This window comes from Pseudarthrobacter oxydans, from assembly GCF_034258515.1.
Taxonomy (GTDB): domain Bacteria; phylum Actinomycetota; class Actinomycetes; order Actinomycetales; family Micrococcaceae; genus Arthrobacter.
This window is the reverse complement of sequence record NZ_CP139438.1, coordinates 3661198-3679483: the sequence shown is the minus strand read 5'-3', so window position 1 is coordinate 3679483 and position 18286 is coordinate 3661198. Positions and strand designations below refer to the sequence as shown.

Sequence of the window (18286 nt, the reverse complement as noted above, 5' to 3'; positions counted from 1 at the left end):
GTGGGGCTGGTCCCAGCATACGACGACGGCGACGCCGGGCTGTGAGCCGGGCGCCGCCGTCGTGCGTTGATGCTCTACCTATTTCCTGAGGGATGCCGCGATCTGCTGCATGATGGTGGGGTCCGAGAGGGTGGTGGCGTCTCCGGGATCGCGGCCTTCGGCGACGTCCTTGAGCAGGCGCCGCATGATCTTCCCGGAGCGTGTCTTGGGCAGTTCCGGGACCACCAGGATGGCCTTCGGTTTGGCGATGGGGCCGATTTCCTTGCCGACGTGGTTCCGGAGTTCCTGGACGATGGCGTCGCCGGAATCCACGGCATCGCCGCGGAGGATGACGAATGCGACGACGGCCTGGCCGGTGGTCTCGTCCGCAGCGCCCACGACGGCGGCCTCGGCCACGGCCGGGTGCGAGACGAGCGCGGACTCGATTTCCGTGGTGGAGAGGCGGTGCCCGGAGACGTTCATGACGTCATCCACCCGGCCCAGGAGCCAGATGTCGCCGTCCTCGTCCTTCTTGGCGCCGTCCCCGGCGAAGTACATGGTCTCGAAGCGGGACCAGTAGGTGTCCTTGAAGCGTTCCGGGTCGCCCCAGATACCGCGGAGCATGGCCGGCCAGGGTTCGCGGATCACGAGGAACCCGCCGTGGCCGTTGGGCACGGATTCGCCCATCTCGTCCACGACGTCCACGGCGATGCCGGGCAGCGGCACCTGCGCCGAGCCCGGTTTGGTGGCCGTGACCCCGGGGAGGGGTGCGATCATCTGGGCGCCGGTCTCGGTCTGCCACCAGGTGTCCACGATGGGGGCCTTGTCCCCGCCGATGACCTTCCGGTACCACATCCATGCCTCGGGGTTGATGGGTTCGCCCACGGAGCCGAGGACGCGCAGGGAGGAGAGGTCGTACTTGTCCGGGATCTCCCGGCCCCACTTCATGAACGTGCGGATTGCGGTGGGGGCGGTGTAGAGGATGGAGACCTTGTACTTCTCCACGATCTCCCACCAGCGGCCCTGGTGCGGGGAGTCCGGAGTGCCTTCGTACATCACCTGGGTGGCGCCGTTGATGAGCGGGGCGTAGGCGACGTAGGAGTGGCCGGTGACCCAGCCGACGTCGGCCGTGCACCAGTACACGTCCGTCTCGGGGTGCAGGTCGAACACGGCACGGTGCGTGTAGGCGGTCTGGGTGAGGTACCCGCCGGTGGTGTGCAGGATGCCCTTGGGCTTTCCGGTGGTGCCGGAGGTGTACAGGATGAACAGCGGGTGCTCGGAATCATGTCCGACGGCGGTGTGCTGGTTCGAGGCGGCCCCGACGGTGTCGGCCCACCAGTGGTCCCGGCCCTCGGTCCAGTCCACGTCCTGGCCGTTGCGCTTGACTACCACCACGTTCTGCACGGTGTGGTTATCCTTCGCGAGAGCCTCATCGACGGCGGGTTTCAGTGCGCTGGGCTTGCCGCGGCGGTAGGTGCCGTCCGCGGTGACCACGAGCTTGGCTTCGGCGTCGTCGATCCGGGAGCGCAGGGCGTCCGCGGAGAAGCCCCCGAACACCACGGAGTGCACCGCGCCGATGCGGGCGCAGGCCAGCAGCGTGATGACGGCCTCGGGGATCATCGGCAGGTAGACGGCAACCCGGTCGCCCTTGGCCACGCCCAGGGACTCGAAGGCGTTGGCGGCCTTTTTCACCTCTTCGGTGAGCTGGGCATAGGTGTAGGTGCTGGTGTCCCCGGGCTCGCCTTCGAAGTGGATGGCCACCCGGTCGCCCAGGCCGTTCTCAACGTGCCGGTCCAGCGCGTTGTACGCGGCGTTGACCTCCCCGCCCACAAACCACTTGGCGAACGGCGGGTTGGACCAGTCCAGGGGCTGGTCAAAGTCCTTGCTCCAGGTCAGCAGCTCACGGGCCTTCTTCGCCCAAAAAGCGGGATGGTCGTTGCCCGCCTCCTCATACTCCGCCGCGGTGACCACGGCGCCGGCAGCGAACTCCGGCGTGGGCGGAAAGGCGCGGGTCTCATGCAGCAGGTTTTCGAAGGCGTCGCCCTGCTCATCGCTCCCGTGGGTAACCTGCTGCCCTGCGCCTGCGGCAGCGGGTGCAACGGCGCTTGAAGTGTCCTGGGACATGTGAACCTCATCATTCATCGATCTTTGCTGGGCGGGATGTCCGCCGACGTCCGGGCTCCGCCGCCTGCACGACGTCGGGCACCGGCTGGTCACGGACATTCCGCAAAGAGCTGTTCCGGAATCAAGACTAATGCTTGGCCCGCCGCTGATGTGTGCGGTGTCACACGAGAGCCCGTGAACGGCATTTATTAAGCGGTGAATGGTCTGCGGGCCGGCCTTTCCGGCCCGCCGCAGGCTGCGGCCAGCTAGTGATCAGCTGGGCTCTTGACTAGGCTGAGATGGAATTGTGACTTCACTTCGGTCCGCTTCGGCCAGGCAACGCAAGGGCCTGGCAACACCGGAACCGCTGTCAAGACGGCACGATTTCGGGACCATGCAGGCCCCGGTGCCGCCACGCTAAGGAGAGCAGAATGAACCAGCAAGGCTTCGGCCAGAAGACCGGCCCCGACACGGCAGGTTCCGGCCACAGCGCCGGAACAGCCGACGGGCCAGGGTCCCAGGCCACCGCGGGCACCGCTTCCAAGGGAGGCAAGGCTCCGAACGCCAACGAGGCAGTGCTGGGTCCGTTCACCATCCGGGACCTGGCCGTCTTCGCCGGCACGCTCATCCTTTTCGTTGCCTCCCTGCTGCCAATCTTCGGCGCACGGTACAACCTGTGGAACCTCAACAACCTGTTCTTCCTGGGGCTGGGCATCGTCCTGCCCCTGATCGTGAGCGCGCTTTTCGCCGCGCGCAGGCTGGCTCCCGCCACGAAGCTCCGGATTGGCTCCCTGTCCATTGACCAGTTCGCGTCAGTGGTTGCCTCCTTTGCCGTGGCGTTCTTCTTCATCTCCGTGGCCGGCGCCTACGTGCCGAGCCTCCTTGTGGGCCTGATCGGCTCGCTGGTCCTGTTCGCCGCAACCGTGCTGGGCCGCTTCCTGCCCTACGTCTCCGGTGACTTCCAGGGCCGGGCCGAAGTGCCGGCCCACGTGGTGGCCCGGGATGCGGTTGTTCCCGTCCAGAAACCCCGCGCTCCCAAGAAGCCGAAGGACGAGTCCGCCGCCGGTTCGAAAGAGTCGAAGCCGGGCTCGAAGCTGTTCTCGGGCGGAGGGCTGTTCGGCGGTGCCGGTGCAGGTTCATCAGCTGTCCGGCCGGGCTCAAACGGCAAGACCGGTTCACCGGAACAGCACGGTTCGCCGGAGCAGCCGGTGTCAGCAGGGCAGCCCGGCGCCGCCCCGCAGCCCGCGGCAGTCCATGCCCCCGCCACCGCTGCCATCCCTACCGGGGCATCGCCTGTTTCCACTGCCCCCGAGGTCTCCGAGTGGACTCCAGCAGGCGACCCGGGGCCCGCAACCCAGCCCGCCGACGTCGTCCGTCCTTCTTCCACTCCTGCTCCGGTTCACGACGGCGGCGCCCCGCCGGCTGCCCCGTCCGGCCAGGGTGCTGCCTCCCCGGCCCCGGGCGGGCATGCGGGCTGGGAGCCGCCGGCCGCCACCGCAGTGCACCAGCAGGTCCGGATCGAGCAGCCCATCGGCGCCACGGTTGATCCGGCCAGCCGGCCCGACGAATCGGAAGAACACCCCATCCACGAGGCCTTCTGGTTTGCCGTGGCACAGCACCGCACTGCCTATGACCCCCAAACCGGCGCGCCGGCGTTCGTTATTGAACCGGGCGGCTGGGTGCTGGCCCTTGAGGACCGCGGCCAGGAGTTCCTGGTGCAGCACACTGACGGGCGCCTGGGCGTCCTGCGGGACCTCAGCAACATCGAGCGCGGCTGACGCCTGTGGCCGGGCCCGGGGCCTCGAAGGCCGGCGGAATCAAGGCACTCGCCAGCCAGGCTGCCGGGATGCCGGTGGTCTCTTCCGAATCGGTGCTGGCGCTGAAGCGGCGGGCACGGCGGATCAACAGGGCGTTGGCCGAGAAGTATCCATACGCCCACGCCGAGCTCGACTTCCGCAACCCGTTCGAACTGCTCGTGGCCACGGTCCTTTCCGCCCAGACCACTGACGTGACGGTCAACCAGGTCACCCGGGTGCTGTTCGCGCGCTACCCGGACGCCCGGGCCCTGGCCGAGGCGGATCCTGGCGACCTGGAAACGATCCTGAAGCCCACGGGGTTCTTCCGGGCCAAGGCCAGGAACGTCATTGCGCTCTGCACCCGCCTTGTGGACGAGTACAACGGCGTTGTACCGGGGCGGCTGGAGGACCTGGTCACCCTGCCGGGCGTGGGCCGCAAGACGGCAAACGTGGTGCTGGGGAACGGCTTCGGCATCCCCGGCATCTCGGTGGACACCCACTTCGCCCGGCTCGCCAACCGCTTTGGCTGGACGCAGTCCGACGACCCCGTGCAGATCGAACGGGACGTGGCCGAGCTGTTCGACCGGAAGGACTGGACCATGCTGTCCCACCGGGTGATCTTCCACGGGCGGCGGGTGTGCCACGCGCGGAAGCCGGCCTGCGGGGCCTGCCCCGTGGCCACGTGGTGCCCCAGCTTCGGGCTGGGCGAAACGGATCCCGCGAAGGCTGCGAAGCTGCTGAAGTACGAGCTCGCTCCCGGCAGCGAGGCACTGCTGGAGCAGCTTTTGGCCGAGACCCACCGCGCCGCCGAAATCCGGATGGAATCCCAGCAGAGGACACCGTGAGCGCGCGCGAAGACCTCCTCGAACTGGTGCGCCGGGCGGAGTCCGGTGCCGATGCGGCGCCGGATCCCCTCTGGGCCGCCCTGACGGTGGACAAGTCCCGGGCGCGGAGGGCGGCCGTCCTGATGCTCTTCGGGGCCCTTGATGACGTCCCCGCAGCTTCCAACAAGCCACTGGCGCCGGCCGATCTTGACGTCCTCCTGCTCGAACGCGCCCATACTTTAGGGTCCCATCCCGGGCAGGTGGCGTTCCCTGGCGGCGCCCTTGACGCCAGGGAAACGCCGGTTCAGGCGGCATTGCGGGAAGCAGAGGAAGAAACCGGCCTCGACTCGGACGGCGTGGAAGTTCTGGGATCCCTTCAGGAACTGGGCCTTGCCCACAGCAATTTCCTGGTCACCCCGGTGCTGGCCTGGTGGCGTTCGCCAACCCCCGTCAGGGTGGTGGACTATGCCGAGTCAGCCCAGGTGTTCCGCGTCCCCGTCCGTGACCTGCTGGAGCCGGACAACCGCGTGATGGCAACCGTCCACCGCGCCGGGCGCAGCTTCGACAGCCCCGCCTTCACAGTGAACGGCGTGGTGGTTTGGGGATTTACCGGAATTGTCCTGAACGGGCTGTTCGAACAGCTGGGTTGGGCCGTTCCGTGGGACCGGAGCCGGCTCCACCGCATGGGCGTCTAGCGTCAGGCCTGCTGCTGGCGGAGATCCACCACGATGCCGGTGGCGGCGTTCTCCCGGACTGCCTTGATGCCCTCAAGCAGCGAGTTGAGGGACTTGAACTTGGGTGAGACGGCAACAGTGTTGCCCTCTGCATCAGTGAGCCGCAGTCGGTAGGACTCGTCGCCTACCCGATGAATTTCGAACCTGCCCGCCATAAGCCGGGACCTCCCCTGTGCGTCGTTGCATCAGCTTTTGACCGGTCTGCCTCAGTCGCCGCTATGAACTGTAACGCTGGTCACGGGGGCCGGTCGAGCTACCGCCGGGTAGGTTACTTTGCGGGTCGGCAGGCTGCCAAACGCCCCAATTGCCGCGGACGGGCGGCTATTTCGCATGGTCGTAGGAGTCAACCACTGCAACGCTGACCGGGAACTCAACGGGGATGGGACCGAACAGGAGCTCCCTCGCGGCGCTGGCCGCGTCCTCGATCGCCGCGATGCAGGCGTCCACTGCCTCCACGGGGGCGTGGACCATCACCTCGTCATGCAGGAAGAAGACAAGCTCGGCGTCAAGGTGACGGTCCTTCCGGAGGGTGCGCAGCCGCCGTCGTAATTCCGCCAGCCAGCAGGCCGCCCAGTCAGCGGCCGAGCCCTGGACAACAAAGTTGCGGGTGAAGCGTCCCCGGGAGCGGGCGATCGATTCGGCGCGGCGCTGCTCCTCGGCGCTGGCCGACCGTTGGCTCTGGAACCATCGCCCGGACGGCGGAGGGCTGCTCCGGCCCAGCCTCGTGGTCACCGTGCCACCGGACTCGCCCGCCCGCGCAGCCTGCTCCACAAAGTCCACGGCCCGCGGATAAGTCTTCGCCAGCTGCGGCATGAGCCGGCCGGCCTCGCCGGAGGTTGCGCCGTACATTGCGCCCAGCAGCGCCATCTTTGCCTTTGCCCGGTCCCCGCCGAATCCCTTGGCGGCGATGCCCGCGTAGAGATCCTGGTCGCGGGCAGCCTCGGCCATGGACGAGTCCCGGGCCAGGGCCGCCAGCACGCGAGGTTCCAGCTGTGAGGCATCCGCGACGATCAGCTTGTAGCCGGGATCGGCATGGACGGCGCCGCGGATCTGGCGCGGAATCTGGAGCGCACCGCCGCCGCGGGAGGCCCAGCGGCCGGAAACCACGCCGCCCACCACGTATTCGGGGCGGAACCTGCCGCCGGCCACCCAGGCGTCGAGCCAGGCCCATCCGTTGGCCGTGTGCAGGCGAGACAACTGCTTGTAGGCCAGCAGCGGTTCGATGGCCGGGTGGCTGGATTCCCTCAGCTCCCATTTGCGGGTGCTTTTGACTTCGATCCCGTTCCGGTGCAGGGCCCGCATCAGGTCCTGCGGGGAATCGGGATTCAGCGTGGGCGAATTCAGGAGCCGGCGAAGCTCCTGGTTCAGCGCCTCAAGTTTCGCGGGGCGGTGGCCCAGGGGCGGGCGGGGGCCAAGGTGCCCGGCGAGGATCTGTTCGTGCAGGTCTTCCCGCCACGGTACGCCGGCATGCTGCATCTCGGCGGCGATCATGGCACCGGCGGATTCTGCTGCGAGGAGGAGCTGCAGCCGGTTCCGCCGGTTCTCCTCATGGCCGACCGAGGCCAGGGCCGCCTGTTGGGCGGCGTATTCGGCCCGCAGCTCTTCGGGAGTACGCCCAGTGAGGGGCAGGGTCCCGGGATCCTCGAACAGGGCACCCTGGTCCGCCGGGGGAGGCGGCGGCTGCAACGCTTTGGGAGGCAGCAGCGGGTCCTCGACGGCGATCCTGTCCGCGTTCCGTGCGTATTCCGTGTCGGCGGTGAACCGGGAAAAGGCCAGGATGTTCGCGCACAGGCTTAGGTCATGGCACCGCTCCAGTTCGACGCCGGCTGCCAGCAGGGCGGGGTACCAATCCTGGGTGCGGTGCCAGATCCAGCGGGGCGGCTGCCCGTTCGGCCGGCGGTGTTCCAGTTCACGTACGACGGCGGCGAGGTCGCCTGTGCTGATGAGCCTTGGTTCCGGGGTGGACGGCAGCGGGGCTCCCGCCTGCGTGAGTTCCTGCAGTGCCGCGCCGTGGGGGTGGGCGGCGAGCAGCAGGTACATGGTCCCCATTCTGCCTTGTTTCCGGGCTTGCCGGCTCTGGGGCCGGCGGCTGCGCGCGTGGCGCGCCCTGCTTTTCCACATACGGCCCCGGCGCCCTTACCCGCCATCTTTCGGCGGTGGAAAGTGGGTCCATGAGCAGGCATCAGCTGATTCCGTCCCACCCTGAACCGGGCCCCGCCGGCTTCAGCCTTGCAGCAGAGGCTGGTCAGCCATTACGGGCAGCCCTCCCGGTGCACGCCCCGGGAGGAGCCCGGGAAGCCTGGCTGCCGGACAGCGGCGGCGAGGTACTGCTGGTGACCTCGTCCGCTGTCCTCCGGGCCGACGTGGAGCGGATCGTTGCGGCAGCCGGAGCACAGCTGCGCACGGCAGCCGATGCCGCCGGGGCGGGCAGGCATTGGGACGGGGCGGCGGCAGTCCTGGTGGGCAGCGACATCCGCGAACTGCCTCCCCGGCGACGGGCGCCGGCAGTCCTGGTGGGCCTTGACGGTGAAGGCGACAGCCTGTGGCACCTGGCCGCGGTCCTCGGTGCAGAGCGGGTGGCTGTGCTGCCCGACGCCGCCGCCTGGCTTGCGGACCATCTCAGCAGGTCGCGTTCGCCGGGCCCCGGCGGCCTCATCCTGGGCGTGGCCGGCGGCTGCGGCGGCGCGGGTGCCACTACCGCAGCCATCTGGATTGCCCAGGCTGCCGCCGGGCTGGGGGCCCGGGTGCTCCTGGTGGACGGTGACCCGTGGGGCGGCGGGCTGGAGCTCGCCCTCGCCGCCGAAGAAGACCCCGGGCTGCGCTGGCCCGACCTCGCTGAGGCCAGGGGCAGCATCGATCCGGTCCAGCTTGCGGATTCCCTGCCCGTTGCAGGAGGCTTTTCGTTCCTGTCCTGGCCCGCCAGCCGTGAGCAGCCTGTGACTGTTGCCGCCGCCACCTCGGCGGGCGTCCTTGATGCCGCCCGCCGTGGGTATGAGCTGGTGGTGGTGGACATCGGCCGGGGAGCGGAGCCGATCCACACGTTCGCCTGGGACTGCGACCTCATCACCGTGGTGGTTCCGGCGCAGCTGAAGGCTGCCGTAGCGGCGGTGCGGCTGCTTCAGGAATTCCCTCCGGTGGAGGCTTCCCTCCTGGTTCGGGGCAAGCACGGTGCGGCGCTGGACGGCGCCCTTCTTGCCGAAGCCATCGGCCTTCCCGTCCAGGGGCGCGTGCCCGAGCTGCGGGGCGTCCCGGCGGCCATGGAGTCGGGCCGGCTCCTTGATCTGGGCAAGCGGCGGAGCGTCAGGCAATTCGCTGCCTCCGTGCTGGATCTTCTCGGAGACGGCCTGCCTGCGGGGGATCTCGGGTGAGGCAGCCGCCAGGCTCAGGTGAACGCAGCGTCGGGGAACGGCGCATCGGGGAACGACGCATCGGGGAACGGCGCATTGGGGAACTCAGTTCCGGCGGGCATGCTTCCGGCGAGGGGCGGCGGCGCGAACGCCGTCCGGCCGTCCGGGACGCCGTGGATGTGGGGCTGCTCGAATCGGTGCGGGAGTCCATGATGGCGGACGCGGCGGCTGTGACACCCTCCCGTGTGGCGGCGGCAGTGCAGGCCACGGGCAAACTGCTGGGCACCGCCGGATCATTGGCGGCGGTGGAGCGGATCAGCGCCGAGCTCAACGGGCTGGGACCTCTCCAAAACCTCACCCGCAACCCCGCGGTGACGGATATCTTCGTGAATGCCCCGGACTCCGTCTGGGTTGACAGGGGCCGCGGGATGGAGCGCGTAGCGGTGGCCTTCGACCATGAAGTCCAGCTGCGGGCATTGGCCTGCCGGCTGGTGGCCGCCGGCGGCCGGCGGCTGGATGACGGCTCACCCTGCGTTGACGTGAGGCTGGCCGGCGGCTACCGCGTCCATGCCGTGTTGCCGCCCGTCTCCACGGCGGGAACGCTGCTGAGCATCAGGATCCGGCGCGAACGGGTCTTCACCATGGATGAGCTCCGCGCCGGCGGAATGTTCAGTTCCGGACTGCAGCGTGTCCTGGAACGGGTGGTGGAGCGCAGGCTGAGCTTCCTTATCAGCGGTGCCACCGGGTCCGGAAAGACCACCCTGCTTTCCACCCTGCTCGGGCTGTGCCCTCCCTCGGAGCGGTTGGTCCTGATCGAGGATGCATCGGAACTGAATCCGGTGCATCCGCACATCGTCTCCCTTGAATCCCGCCACGGAAACCTGGAAGGTGGCGGCGCGGTGGACCTGGGGGACCTGGTCCGGCAGGCCTTGCGCATGCGTCCGGACAGGCTGGTGGTGGGTGAATGCCGGGGCGCCGAAGTGCGGGAGCTGCTGACTGCCATGAACACCGGCCACAGCGGCGGGGGCGGAACCATCCACGCCAATACCGCCACTGCCGTTCCAGCCCGGCTCACAGCTCTCGGTGCCCTGGCGGGACTGAACCCCGACGGCGTGCGGCTCCAGGCAGCGAGCGCCCTGGACGTCATCATCCACGTCGAGCGCACGCAACAGTCCCGGAAAGTGACGTGCGTTGGCCTGGTGGGAGAGGGGCCGGACGGCCTGACGGTTCTGCCTGCCTGGGAAGGTGGTGAAGGCCCGGTGGGCACAGGCCCGGCGTGGCCGGTCCTGGCCGAACGGCTGGGGCTGGGCCTGGGAGAGCTGCAATGATCCCCCTTCTTGTCATGGTTTTGGGGCTGGCCGCAGTGCTGCTTGCCCGTCCGCCGCACGGCGCTGCCGCCAGGCTGCGCCGTGCAGGAAATGCCGGCCCTGCAGGAAAACCCGGTCCGGCCCCGGCATTAGGTGCCCTCAGGGCAGGGATCCTTCTGCTGAGCAGGCGCAGGGCCGGGAAGGGAGGCAAACAGTCTGCAGCGCCCATGACCGTCGTTGTGCAGCAACTTGCCGCCCTGCTCAAAGGCGGGCGGACAACGGCCCGGCTTTGGGAGGAGATCTGGTTGGTTTACGGCTCCTCGGGTTCCCGCAGCGATGGCCTCCCAAGCGAGGGCCTCCCAACGGGCTCCAGCGCCATGCTGGGATCGGCACGCGCTGCGGCGGCCGGTGGAACTCCGGTCTCGGACGCCATCCGCCGGTCGCTGCCCTCCGCCTTTCCCCGGCGGGATCGGGAATCCCGCATCTGGGCGGAACTTGCCGCGTGCTTTGATGTTGCGGAAGCAAGCGGCTGTCCGCTTGCGGACGTGCTCACCAGGTTCGCCGCGCAGCTCGAAGCGGAGGACGACGCCGATGCCGCCCGGCAGACCGCCCTGGCCGGACCCAAGGCCACCGTAAGCCTCCTCACCTGGCTGCCGCTGCTGGGGTTGGGCCTGGGAATGGCGCTGGGCGTGGACCCGCTGGCCATCCTGCTGGGAACGCCATGGGGACTGGCAGCGCTTGCTGCCGGAATTGGCCTTACAGCTGCCGGAAGGCTGTGGTCCGCCAGGCTGGTGGCCGCGGCGGCGGGGGCTGGCGTGACATGACCTGGCCTTCCCCTTCAGCGCTCGCTCTTTTCCTCGTGCTTGCTGCGGCCGCCGCCCTGGTGTGTGCCGGGACGGGCAGTCCGGGGAAGAGGTTGCTGGCGCTGTCCGGCAGCCCCCCGATGAGGGGCGCGCCCGCCGGCTCCGGAGGATCCCTGCCGCGCGGGGGACGGGAGGGCCTGACGGACGCCGCCATGATGCTGGAGCTCGTGGCCGCCATGCTGGATGCGGGGTCGGGCATCGGCCGTGCGCTGGACCTGGTGTCGGACTCCGCTTCCGACAGGTACAGGGACGCTCTCCGGCCGGTCGTGGCTGCCTTGGCTATCGGGGCCGACTGGGAAACCGCCTGGCGCAGCAGTGCGGTCCGCCTGCCGGAGGTCCTGGAACTGCGGGACGCCTTGGGGTTCGCGGCCCTGACCGGCGCGCCGTCGTCCGCGATCCTTTACGCCCAGGCTGCCCGGCTCCGCCGCGAGCGGTTCCGGGCGGCAGAAAAACGCGCGGCGTCACTGGGCGTCAAGCTGGTGGTTCCGCTCGGCGTGTGTTCCCTGCCGGCCTTCATCTGCCTGGGCGTGGTCCCGGTGCTGCTTGCGCTGGTGCCCTCGGGCTAGGGCGCCATGAGCCTTTTCCTGCACTCTTCTCCTCCACAGCGGGGTCCACACCACGGAACCACCCGGCTTTTCCACTTAGGAGTCGGCAGGGCTTACCGCTTCCGGCACGGCCCGGAAGAGTCGAGACAGCCGGCAACACCACCGGCCCAACGGAAGGAAAACCACATGCCCACTCATCACCGCCGCCACTACGCCGACGGGACAGCGGCGCTCGCCGCTGCCCGCTCCGCCTCCCGGGGACACCGCAGCAACAGCCACCACACGGGCGGGGCCGGAAACGGTTCCCTGCCGGCCAACGTCGTAGAACTGTACCCGGGCGTGAAGGCGCCAACCAGCCCCAGGCAGGGTCTCCGGCTCCTGGGATCCGAGGCGGGAATGGCAACCGCCGAGTACGCCATAGCCACTCTCGCTGCCGTGGGCTTTGCCGGGCTGCTGGTCTTCATCCTCCGCAGCGAGGAGGTCCGTGGCTTCCTGCTGACTCTGATCCGCACGGCGTTGGCCCTGCCATGACCGTCGCGCCGGCCGTGCTTCCACCCGTTCGTCCGTGCCCCACCCCGCAGGCCGGCTCCCGGCCCCAGGGGCCGGGCAGGCCCTACGTCGGTCCCGGACCGGAGGAATCGTGCGGCGCTGTGACCGCCGAGTTCGCCGTCACGCTGCCTGCGGTCCTCCTGCTGCTGGCCATGCTGCTGTCAGGTGCCTCCGCCGGGGTCACCCAGTTGCGGCTGGAGGAGGGAGCACGCGCCGGTGCCCGGGCCCTGGCCCGCGGCGAAGATTCAGCCGCTGTGGAAAGAATCGTCCATACCCTGACGGGCGGGTCCGCGTCGGCGGCGGTTTCGGCCGACGGCGAGTGGCTGGACGTCACCGTCACCGGCCGGGTGGGCGGCCCGCTCGGTTCGGCCATTCCCTGGCTGCTAACTGCCCGGGCCTCCACCCGCGCCGAGACGGCCGGATGATGCGTGCCGGGCCCTGTGGACGGACTCGCATCGTTCAGCCGCGCCGGGCAGGTGCTGCAGACTCAGGCCGGCGCCGGCAGGCTTCCGCCTGCGGCCGGGAGCGCGGGTCCGGGACGGTCCTGGCGGCCGGCCTGGCCTTGGTGGTGATGACGGCCATGGCGCTGATGCTGCTGCTGGCACAGTCGGCCGTCCTGGCAAGCAGGGCCGCGTCCGCTGCCGACCTCGCGGCACTTGCGGCGGCCGATGCCCTCCGCGGCGTCACTGACGGGGACCCCTGCACCGTAGCGTTCCAGGTTGCGGCCCGGCAGGGGGCTGCGGTCCTTGGCTGCACCGAGGGTGCAGGGCAAACGATCGAGGTCAGGACGGAGCTGATGGAACGGACCGTGTTCGGGGCAGCAACCGGGCGTTCCCGCGCGGGGCCGCCGCCCTGAACCTCGCACCTGCCCGGGTGTGGCCGGCACCGTCAGCGCTGTGCTTCCATCCTCAGGGAGCTGCCCTCGGTGGCGTCCTTGAGCAGGACGTCGAGGAGGGAGACCGCGGCAGCCTTGTCCAGGGGGTTGTTCTTGTTGCCGCATTTCGGTGACTGGACGCAGGAGGGACAGCCGGAATCGCACTCGCAGGCCTTGATGGCGTCCCGGGTGGCCGTGAGCCATACCTTCGCCTTGTCGAAACCCCGTTCGGCGAAACCCGCGCCGCCGGGATGCCCGTCATACACGAAGATGGTGGGCACCCCGGTGTCCGCGTGCAGGGCCGTGGATACCCCGCCGATGTCCCACCGATCGCTTGACGCCACCAAGGGCAGCAGGCCGATGGCCGCATGCTCCGCGGCATGCAGGGCGCCGGGAAACTGCGCTTCGATCAGCCCCGCCCCGGTGAGGGAACGGTTGTCCACCACGAACCAGACGGCCTTGGTGAAGAGATCGCGGGCGCCCAGTTCCAACGGCTCCTCGCCAAGGATTTCGTTGGAGATCAGGGCCTTGCGCTGAAAGGACACCACTTGCGTCGTGACTTTGACATCACCGAAGTGCACCGAAACGTCACCCCACTGCACCGTGCGCTGCGTCTCCAGCACCTCGATCTGGGTAATGTCCCGGGCGGTGGTGTAGTAATCGGGATTGGCGCGGCGCACCATCACGCAGTGGTCATCTTCATTCAGGTCCTCCACGACGTAACTGTCACCCTGGTGGATGTAAACAGCGCCGGTGTGGGCCTGGTAGTGGGTCTGCGGGGAATCCATGGTTCCAAGGAGGGACCCGGTTTCGGCATCCACGATGCTCACCGGTCCGCCGCCGTCGGCCCGCAGGTTCACCATGGCCGCCGCGCTCTGCGAGTGTGTCCAGAACCAGCCCGCGGGCCTCCGGCGCAGGTACCCCTGGGCCACCAGCCGGTCCAGGAGGGACTCCGCCGTGCTGCCGAAGAGGTCGAGTTCGGCAGGACCAAGCGGAAGTTCCGCTGCCGCGGCGCACAGGTGTGGACCCAGCACATAGGGGTTTGAGGGGTCGAAGACAGTTGCTTCCACGGACACGTCGAAAATCGCTTCCGGATGGTTCACCAGGAAGGTGTCCAGGGGATCATCGCTGGCAACAAAGGCCGCGATGGCGTCCTGCCCGGCCCTGCCCGCCCGGCCGATCTGCTGGAACAGGGAGGCGCGCGTCCCCGGCCAGCCCGCCACCAGGACCGCGTCCAGTCCTGAAATGTCGATCCCCAGTTCCAGGGCGGAAGTGCTCGAAACACCCAGGAGCCGCCCCGAACGGAGCGCCTTTTCCACGGCGCGGCGTTCCTCGGGAAGGTACCCGGAACGGTATGCAGCCACCCGCTGCGGCAGGCTGGGGTCCACCTCGTCCAGGAGGCGTTTGGTGATGGAGGAGATGGACTCCGCCCCGCGCCGGGATTTGATGAACGCTATGGTGCGGACCTGGGCCGATACCAGGTTCGCCAGCAGGTCTGCGGTTTCAGCCACAGCCGTCCGCCGCTCCTTGGCGCCGTTTTCGCCCCGAACGTCGGTGAGGGCGGGTTCCCAGAAAGCCACCGTGGTGGCACCGTGCGGCGAGCCGTCCCGGGAAACTGCCCTCACCGGAGCCCCGATCAGCCGGGCGAAGGAGACCTCGGGCTCCGAAGCGGTCGCGGAGGCGGCGATGAATACCGGCTCCGGGTAGGCCGTGCCCGCACCGTAGTACGCGCAGATCCGGCGCAGCCGGCGCATCAGGTTGGCCACATGGGAACCGAAGACACCCCGGTAGCTGTGGGCCTCGTCAATGACCACGTAGCGCAGGCGGCGGAAGAACCCGGCCCACCAGGCGTGGTTGGGAAGAATCCCAAAGTGCAGCATGTCCGGGTTGGCAAGGATGAAGTTGGCGTGGTCCCTGATCCAGCGGCGCGAGGCGGGGTCGGTGTCCCCGTCGTAGGTTTCCGCCCGCACGGTGGGCAGTTCCAGGCCCCTGATGGCATTGAGCTGGTCCGCGGCGAGGGCCTTCGTGGGGGACAGGTAGAGCGTCACGGCGCCGTCGTCATGGATCTTCCCGGGCTCGGCCATGACCCGCAGTTCGGAACGGTGGATGGCGTCCAGGGCGGGGAGCTGGTAGGCGAGCGACTTTCCCGATGCGGTTCCGGTGGCCACCACAACGTGTTCGCCGGCGTGGGCGATTCCGGCCGCTTCCACCTGGTGCCGGTAGGGCTCCTGGATGCCCAGGGACCCGTACGCCGCAACCAGGTCCGGATGCACCCACGCGGGCCAGGGCTCGTACTCGGCCTCACGGGCCGGGATAGTGCGGACATGACGCAGCTGCTCCGGTTCCGGGCCGCGGCCCAGCAAGGGAATCAGGGAGTCATGGGGGTTCACCCGAACATTGTTTCACCCGGCAGGGACTTGCGGGCCCCGGTTCGCCGTCGGGGTAACAGTGTGGGGGGAACGGTAAGGCTCAGCTGAGGGAAAGGTCTGAGCCGTCGTGCGAAGCGGACAGCATGAGTACCCGGGACACGGTGGTCCAGCCGAGGTGGGAGTAGAGTTTTTGGCCGTCCGCGGAGGCCAGCAGGAGCCCTTCCTGCACGTCGTGCTCGAAGGCCTTGGCTGCAAGGGCACGCATGATGAAACTGCCCAGGCCCCGGCGCTGGAAGGCCGGTTCCGTGATGATCTTGTCGAACACCGCGGTGTCGCCCACCACGTAAACCCGTCCGCTGGCGGCCAGGGTGTCGCCGGAACGGACCTCTGCGTAGTGGACGCCGTTCTGCGCGGACGTGGTCCAGGTCAGTTCGTCGTCGGAAAGCCAGGGATCCTCGGCGTCCTGGGTCTCCATGTCCACAATCATCATCGCCTGCGAGTCAGATGTGACATTCAGCCCGTGCCTTGCGGCCAAGGCCGAGTAGCGGGCCGTGTCATTGGTCAGGATGGTGAGGACCCTGGCCGGAACTTCGGCCGTCTTGGCGGCCAGCGCCGCGAACTCATCGTCCGTGGGCTCGGACGCGAAGAATTCCCATTCGCCGCTGGTATCCGCCCGCAGCACGGCGGGAAAGCGGCCCTCGGTGGATGTCCTGTAGCCGCGGCAACCGGCCCAGCCCGCCACCCACACCTCAAGAAGGCCAGTGATGTCTTCAACCATGGTTTCCGGGGTCATGGGATGAGAATATTCCAGCCCGATCTTAAGCAACAGGGGGTGGCAGAGAGCTTATGCAATCGTGATGAGCCGAAAACGCCACGGACCTTCGCGGAAGCTGGAGCGGACCGGCCGGCACCGTCGCCGCGGACCGTGCCGGTACCCTTAAATACGTGGCTTTGAACCGAATTGTGCTTTTTTACGGCTTTACCCCGATCGCGGACCCCGAGGCGGTACGGCTATGGCAGCGCGCGCTGTGCGAGAAGCTCGGGCTGACCGGACGCATCCTGATCTCCAAGGACGGCATCAACGCGACTGTCGGCGGGGAGATCGGCGCGGTCAAACAGTACGTGAAGACCACCCGCGAGTACAGGGGCTTCCGCGGCATCGACGTGAAATGGTCCGACGGCGGTGCCGAGGACTTCCCCCGGCTCAGCGTCAAGGTCCGGGACGAGATTGTCTCCTTCGGCGCGCCCGGGGAACTCAAAGTGGACGAGAACGGCGTGGTTGGCGGCGGTACGCACCTCAAGCCGGAGGAACTGCACGAGCTGGTGGACAGCAAGAAGGAAGCCGGGGAGGACGTTGTCTTCTTCGACGGCCGGAATGCCTTCGAAGCCCGGATCGGCCGCTTCAAGGACGCGATCGTCCCCGATGTCGCCACCACCCACGACTTCATCCAGGAGCTGGAGTCCGGCAAGTATGACGACCTCAAGGACAAGCCCGTGGTCACCTACTGCACCGGCGGCATCCGCTGCGAGGTGCTGTCCAGCCTCATGGTGAACCGGGGTTTCAAGGAGGTGTACCAGCTGGACGGCGGCATTGTCCGCTACGGCGAAACATTCAAGGACCAGGGGCTCTGGGAAGGCTCGCTCTACGTCTTCGACAAGCGCATGCACCTGGAATTCAGCGAGGACGCCAAGACCATCGGCGAATGCACCCGCTGCTCGGCGCCCACCAGCAAGTTCGAGAACTGCACAAACCCCAGCTGCCGCACCCTCACCCTGTACTGCGCCGACTGCGCATCCAGCCCGGAAACCCTGCGCTGCCCCGACGGGTGCGCAGCCTAGGGAACGGGTGGCGAGAGAAGCCGCAGCCGGTAGGCGTAGTTGGCGCCGGTCCGGGCTTCCACCCTGATGGTGAGGGCTGTCTCCGAGGAAAGATAAATAACGTTCTCCCGGTTGATCCCGCACCGGAGCCCCAGATCCACCAGCGTGAGCGACTCGCTGCGGACGGTGAACGTCACACGCCGCTGGCTGCGGCACGCCAGGGCCAGCGCGTACGTGCCGGTCCCCAGGACGGGCGTCGACTCGGCCCGGATTTCCCCGGCTGCCATGAGCCCTGCCCTGGCGTGGGCCACCGGCTGCCCTGTGTCCGGCAGCGTCCGGGTTACCCAAGCGCCAAGCTCAGCCTCGCTGACGGGGTCGTTCTGCAGCGGGTCGCGCGTGAACACCGGCCCGGGAAGCCGCGTCGGCTCTGCCTCGACGGGCCCCGGAAGGCTGCGGCCGTCGTCGTACGTATACTCGCAGCCGCCCAGCACCATCGCGGCGGCCAGCGCAGCAATGACGACGGCGGCGCCCGGCTTCCGGGCCAGCGGCACCGGCGCTGTGCGCACGCGGGGCGTCCGCACGGTACAAGGCGCGGAGGCGATCCGCACACTGGGCATAGTCAGACTGTATGCCCGCCGCCATCGGCGGGCCAGAGCCGAAGGTACCGTTATCCGGCGGGTTCCAGCCGGTACGCGTAGATGAGGGGCGCGTCCACGCTGGAAGCGCTGATTTCCAGGGTGCCGGCCTCGGGCAGGGTGATTTTGGTTGTCTCCCGGCTGCCGTTGCACGCCGCTCCTGCGTCCGCCAGCATCGCTCCATCAAGTGATACGGCGAAGAAGGCCTTGCCGCCGCCATCGCACGTTGCGGTCAGGATGTAGCGCCCTGCCGGAACATCGGCGGCTTCCTTAATAATGCGGTTCCGGTTGAGGATCTTGCCGGCGTCCTCGATGACGGCGCCCGGCGCCGGGGGCAGCGCGGTTGCCTGCCAATGGGGGACGTCCGCGTTCTCGACGGAAACCACGGGTGAGCAGCCGGCCAGGGCAAGGGCCGCCGCACCTGCCAAGGCTCCGGACCACGGCAACAGGCGGGCGCGCCCCGCCGGCTGGAGCCGGGCGCGCAGAAGGACGGCAAAACTTGAAGGCATGGCTCCACGCTACCGCGTCAACGCAGCCCGCAAT

The 18286-nt window shown here is 68.6% G+C and carries 18 protein-coding genes; 11 read left to right on the top strand and 7 right to left on the bottom strand.

The genetic code is table 11. The features are described 5' to 3' along the window. Window positions 1–78: 78 nt before the first annotated feature. Window positions 79–2103 carry an acetate--CoA ligase gene (acs, locus tag SMD14_RS16795; protein ID WP_321214393.1) on the bottom strand — a complete coding sequence of 675 codons (2025 nt, stop codon included), beginning with the start codon at window positions 2101–2103 and terminating at the stop codon, window positions 79–81. A 410-nt stretch (window positions 2104–2513) separates the two neighbouring features. Between acs and SMD14_RS16790 the strand changes: the two genes are divergently transcribed. From SMD14_RS16790 to SMD14_RS16780, 3 genes are all read left to right on the top strand, one after another. Further along, window positions 2514–3860, top strand: a complete 1347-nt coding sequence (locus SMD14_RS16790; protein WP_321214392.1) for a hypothetical protein — start codon at window positions 2514–2516, stop codon at window positions 3858–3860. Between the two features lie 68 nt (window positions 3861–3928). Further along, a complete protein-coding gene (gene nth / locus SMD14_RS16785) occupies window positions 3929–4723 on the top strand; it encodes an endonuclease III (protein WP_321216297.1) in 795 nt (264 codons plus the stop codon). Beyond that, window positions 4720–5397, top strand: a complete 678-nt coding sequence (locus SMD14_RS16780; protein WP_321214391.1) for a CoA pyrophosphatase — start codon at window positions 4720–4722, stop codon at window positions 5395–5397. Before nth ends, SMD14_RS16780 begins: the two co-directional genes overlap by 4 nt. A gap of 2 nt (window positions 5398–5399) precedes the next feature. Here the strand turns inward: SMD14_RS16780 and SMD14_RS16775 are convergent, their stop codons facing one another. Together SMD14_RS16775 and SMD14_RS16770 are read right to left on the bottom strand one after the other, a co-directional pair. Next, the gene (locus SMD14_RS16775) at window positions 5400–5591 is read right to left on the bottom strand and encodes a DUF1508 domain-containing protein (RefSeq protein ID WP_157241136.1); all 192 of its coding nucleotides are present in this window, start codon (window positions 5589–5591) and stop codon (window positions 5400–5402) included. Between the two features lie 166 nt (window positions 5592–5757). Then, a complete protein-coding gene (locus SMD14_RS16770; RefSeq protein ID WP_321214390.1) occupies window positions 5758–7476 on the bottom strand; it encodes a bifunctional 3'-5' exonuclease/DNA polymerase in 1719 nt (572 codons plus the stop codon). A gap of 263 nt (window positions 7477–7739) precedes the next feature. Here SMD14_RS16770 and ssd point away from each other — a divergent pair, with 263 nt between their 5' ends. The 7 genes from ssd (at window position 7740) to SMD14_RS16735 (ending at window position 12903) form a co-directional block, all read left to right on the top strand. Further along, the gene (gene ssd / locus SMD14_RS16765) at window positions 7740–8804 is read left to right on the top strand and encodes a septum site-determining protein Ssd (protein WP_321216296.1); all 1065 of its coding nucleotides are present in this window, start codon (window positions 7740–7742) and stop codon (window positions 8802–8804) included. Between the two features lie 152 nt (window positions 8805–8956). Continuing rightward, complete coding sequence (locus SMD14_RS16760; RefSeq protein ID WP_321216295.1) at window positions 8957–10111, top strand: TadA family conjugal transfer-associated ATPase; 1155 nt, start codon at window positions 8957–8959, stop codon at window positions 10109–10111. After that, complete coding sequence (locus SMD14_RS16755) at window positions 10108–10914, top strand: hypothetical protein (RefSeq protein ID WP_321214389.1); 807 nt, start codon at window positions 10108–10110, stop codon at window positions 10912–10914. The genes SMD14_RS16760 and SMD14_RS16755 overlap by 4 nt, the downstream gene beginning before the upstream one ends. Further along, entirely contained in the window at window positions 10911–11519 is a 609-nt protein-coding gene (locus SMD14_RS16750; protein WP_321214388.1) for a type II secretion system F family protein, read from the top strand. Before SMD14_RS16755 ends, SMD14_RS16750 begins: the two co-directional genes overlap by 4 nt. A 165-nt stretch (window positions 11520–11684) precedes the next feature. Next, on the top strand, window positions 11685–12029 hold the full coding sequence (locus SMD14_RS16745; protein ID WP_321214387.1) for a DUF4244 domain-containing protein: 345 nt from the start codon (window positions 11685–11687) through the stop codon (window positions 12027–12029). A 119-nt stretch (window positions 12030–12148) separates the two neighbouring features. Beyond that, window positions 12149–12472, top strand: coding sequence for a TadE family type IV pilus minor pilin (locus SMD14_RS16740; protein WP_321214386.1), 324 nt, complete (start codon window positions 12149–12151; stop codon window positions 12470–12472). Continuing rightward, window positions 12469–12903, top strand: a complete 435-nt coding sequence (locus SMD14_RS16735; RefSeq protein WP_321214384.1) for an Rv3654c family TadE-like protein — start codon at window positions 12469–12471, stop codon at window positions 12901–12903. The genes SMD14_RS16740 and SMD14_RS16735 overlap by 4 nt, the downstream gene beginning before the upstream one ends. Before the next feature lie 32 nt (window positions 12904–12935). On the opposite strand, the gene SMD14_RS16730 is transcribed toward SMD14_RS16735, so the two are convergent. Further along, window positions 12936–15311, bottom strand: a complete 2376-nt coding sequence (locus SMD14_RS16730) for a DEAD/DEAH box helicase (RefSeq protein WP_321214382.1) — start codon at window positions 15309–15311, stop codon at window positions 12936–12938. Window positions 15312–15390: 79 nt separating this feature from the next. Then, a complete protein-coding gene (locus SMD14_RS16725; RefSeq protein ID WP_157241150.1) occupies window positions 15391–16083 on the bottom strand; it encodes a GNAT family N-acetyltransferase in 693 nt (230 codons plus the stop codon). Between the two features lie 152 nt (window positions 16084–16235). Between SMD14_RS16725 and SMD14_RS16720 the strand changes: the two genes are divergently transcribed. Continuing rightward, window positions 16236–17129, top strand: coding sequence for a rhodanese-related sulfurtransferase (locus SMD14_RS16720; RefSeq protein WP_321214380.1), 894 nt, complete (start codon window positions 16236–16238; stop codon window positions 17127–17129). Here SMD14_RS16720 and SMD14_RS16715 read toward each other — a convergent pair. Together SMD14_RS16715 and SMD14_RS16710 are read right to left on the bottom strand one after the other, a co-directional pair. Beyond that, entirely contained in the window at window positions 17126–17674 is a 549-nt protein-coding gene (locus SMD14_RS16715; protein WP_321214379.1) for a hypothetical protein, read from the bottom strand. The two genes, SMD14_RS16720 and SMD14_RS16715, sit on opposite strands and share 4 nt — an antisense overlap. Window positions 17675–17775: 101 nt before the next feature. Beyond that, a complete protein-coding gene (locus SMD14_RS16710; RefSeq protein ID WP_321214378.1) occupies window positions 17776–18252 on the bottom strand; it encodes a hypothetical protein in 477 nt (158 codons plus the stop codon). Window positions 18253–18286 lie beyond the last annotated feature (34 nt).

Bases quoted from the DNA above. Each gene is read 5' to 3' on its own strand.
- SMD14_RS16710 (WP_321214378.1), bottom strand. From the start codon at position 18,252: ATGCCTTCAAGTTTTGCCGTCCTTCTGCGCGCCCGGCTCCAGCCGGCG.
- SMD14_RS16770 (WP_321214390.1), bottom strand. From the start codon at position 7,476: ATGTACCTGCTGCTCGCCGCCCACCCCCACGGCGCGGCACTGCAGGAA.
- SMD14_RS16775 (WP_157241136.1), bottom strand. From the start codon at position 5,591: ATGGCGGGCAGGTTCGAAATTCATCGGGTAGGCGACGAGTCCTACCGA.
- SMD14_RS16755 (WP_321214389.1), top strand. From the start codon at position 10,108: ATGATCCCCCTTCTTGTCATGGTTTTGGGGCTGGCCGCAGTGCTGCTT.
- acs (WP_321214393.1), bottom strand. From the start codon at position 2,103: ATGTCCCAGGACACTTCAAGCGCCGTTGCACCCGCTGCCGCAGGCGCA.
- SMD14_RS16750 (WP_321214388.1), top strand. From the start codon at position 10,911: ATGACCTGGCCTTCCCCTTCAGCGCTCGCTCTTTTCCTCGTGCTTGCT.
- SMD14_RS16790 (WP_321214392.1), top strand. From the start codon at position 2,514: ATGAACCAGCAAGGCTTCGGCCAGAAGACCGGCCCCGACACGGCAGGT.
- SMD14_RS16745 (WP_321214387.1), top strand. From the start codon at position 11,685: ATGCCCACTCATCACCGCCGCCACTACGCCGACGGGACAGCGGCGCTC.
- SMD14_RS16725 (WP_157241150.1), bottom strand. From the start codon at position 16,083: ATGACCCCGGAAACCATGGTTGAAGACATCACTGGCCTTCTTGAGGTG.
- nth (WP_321216297.1), top strand. From the start codon at position 3,929: ATGCCGGTGGTCTCTTCCGAATCGGTGCTGGCGCTGAAGCGGCGGGCA.
- SMD14_RS16735 (WP_321214384.1), top strand. From the start codon at position 12,469: ATGATGCGTGCCGGGCCCTGTGGACGGACTCGCATCGTTCAGCCGCGC.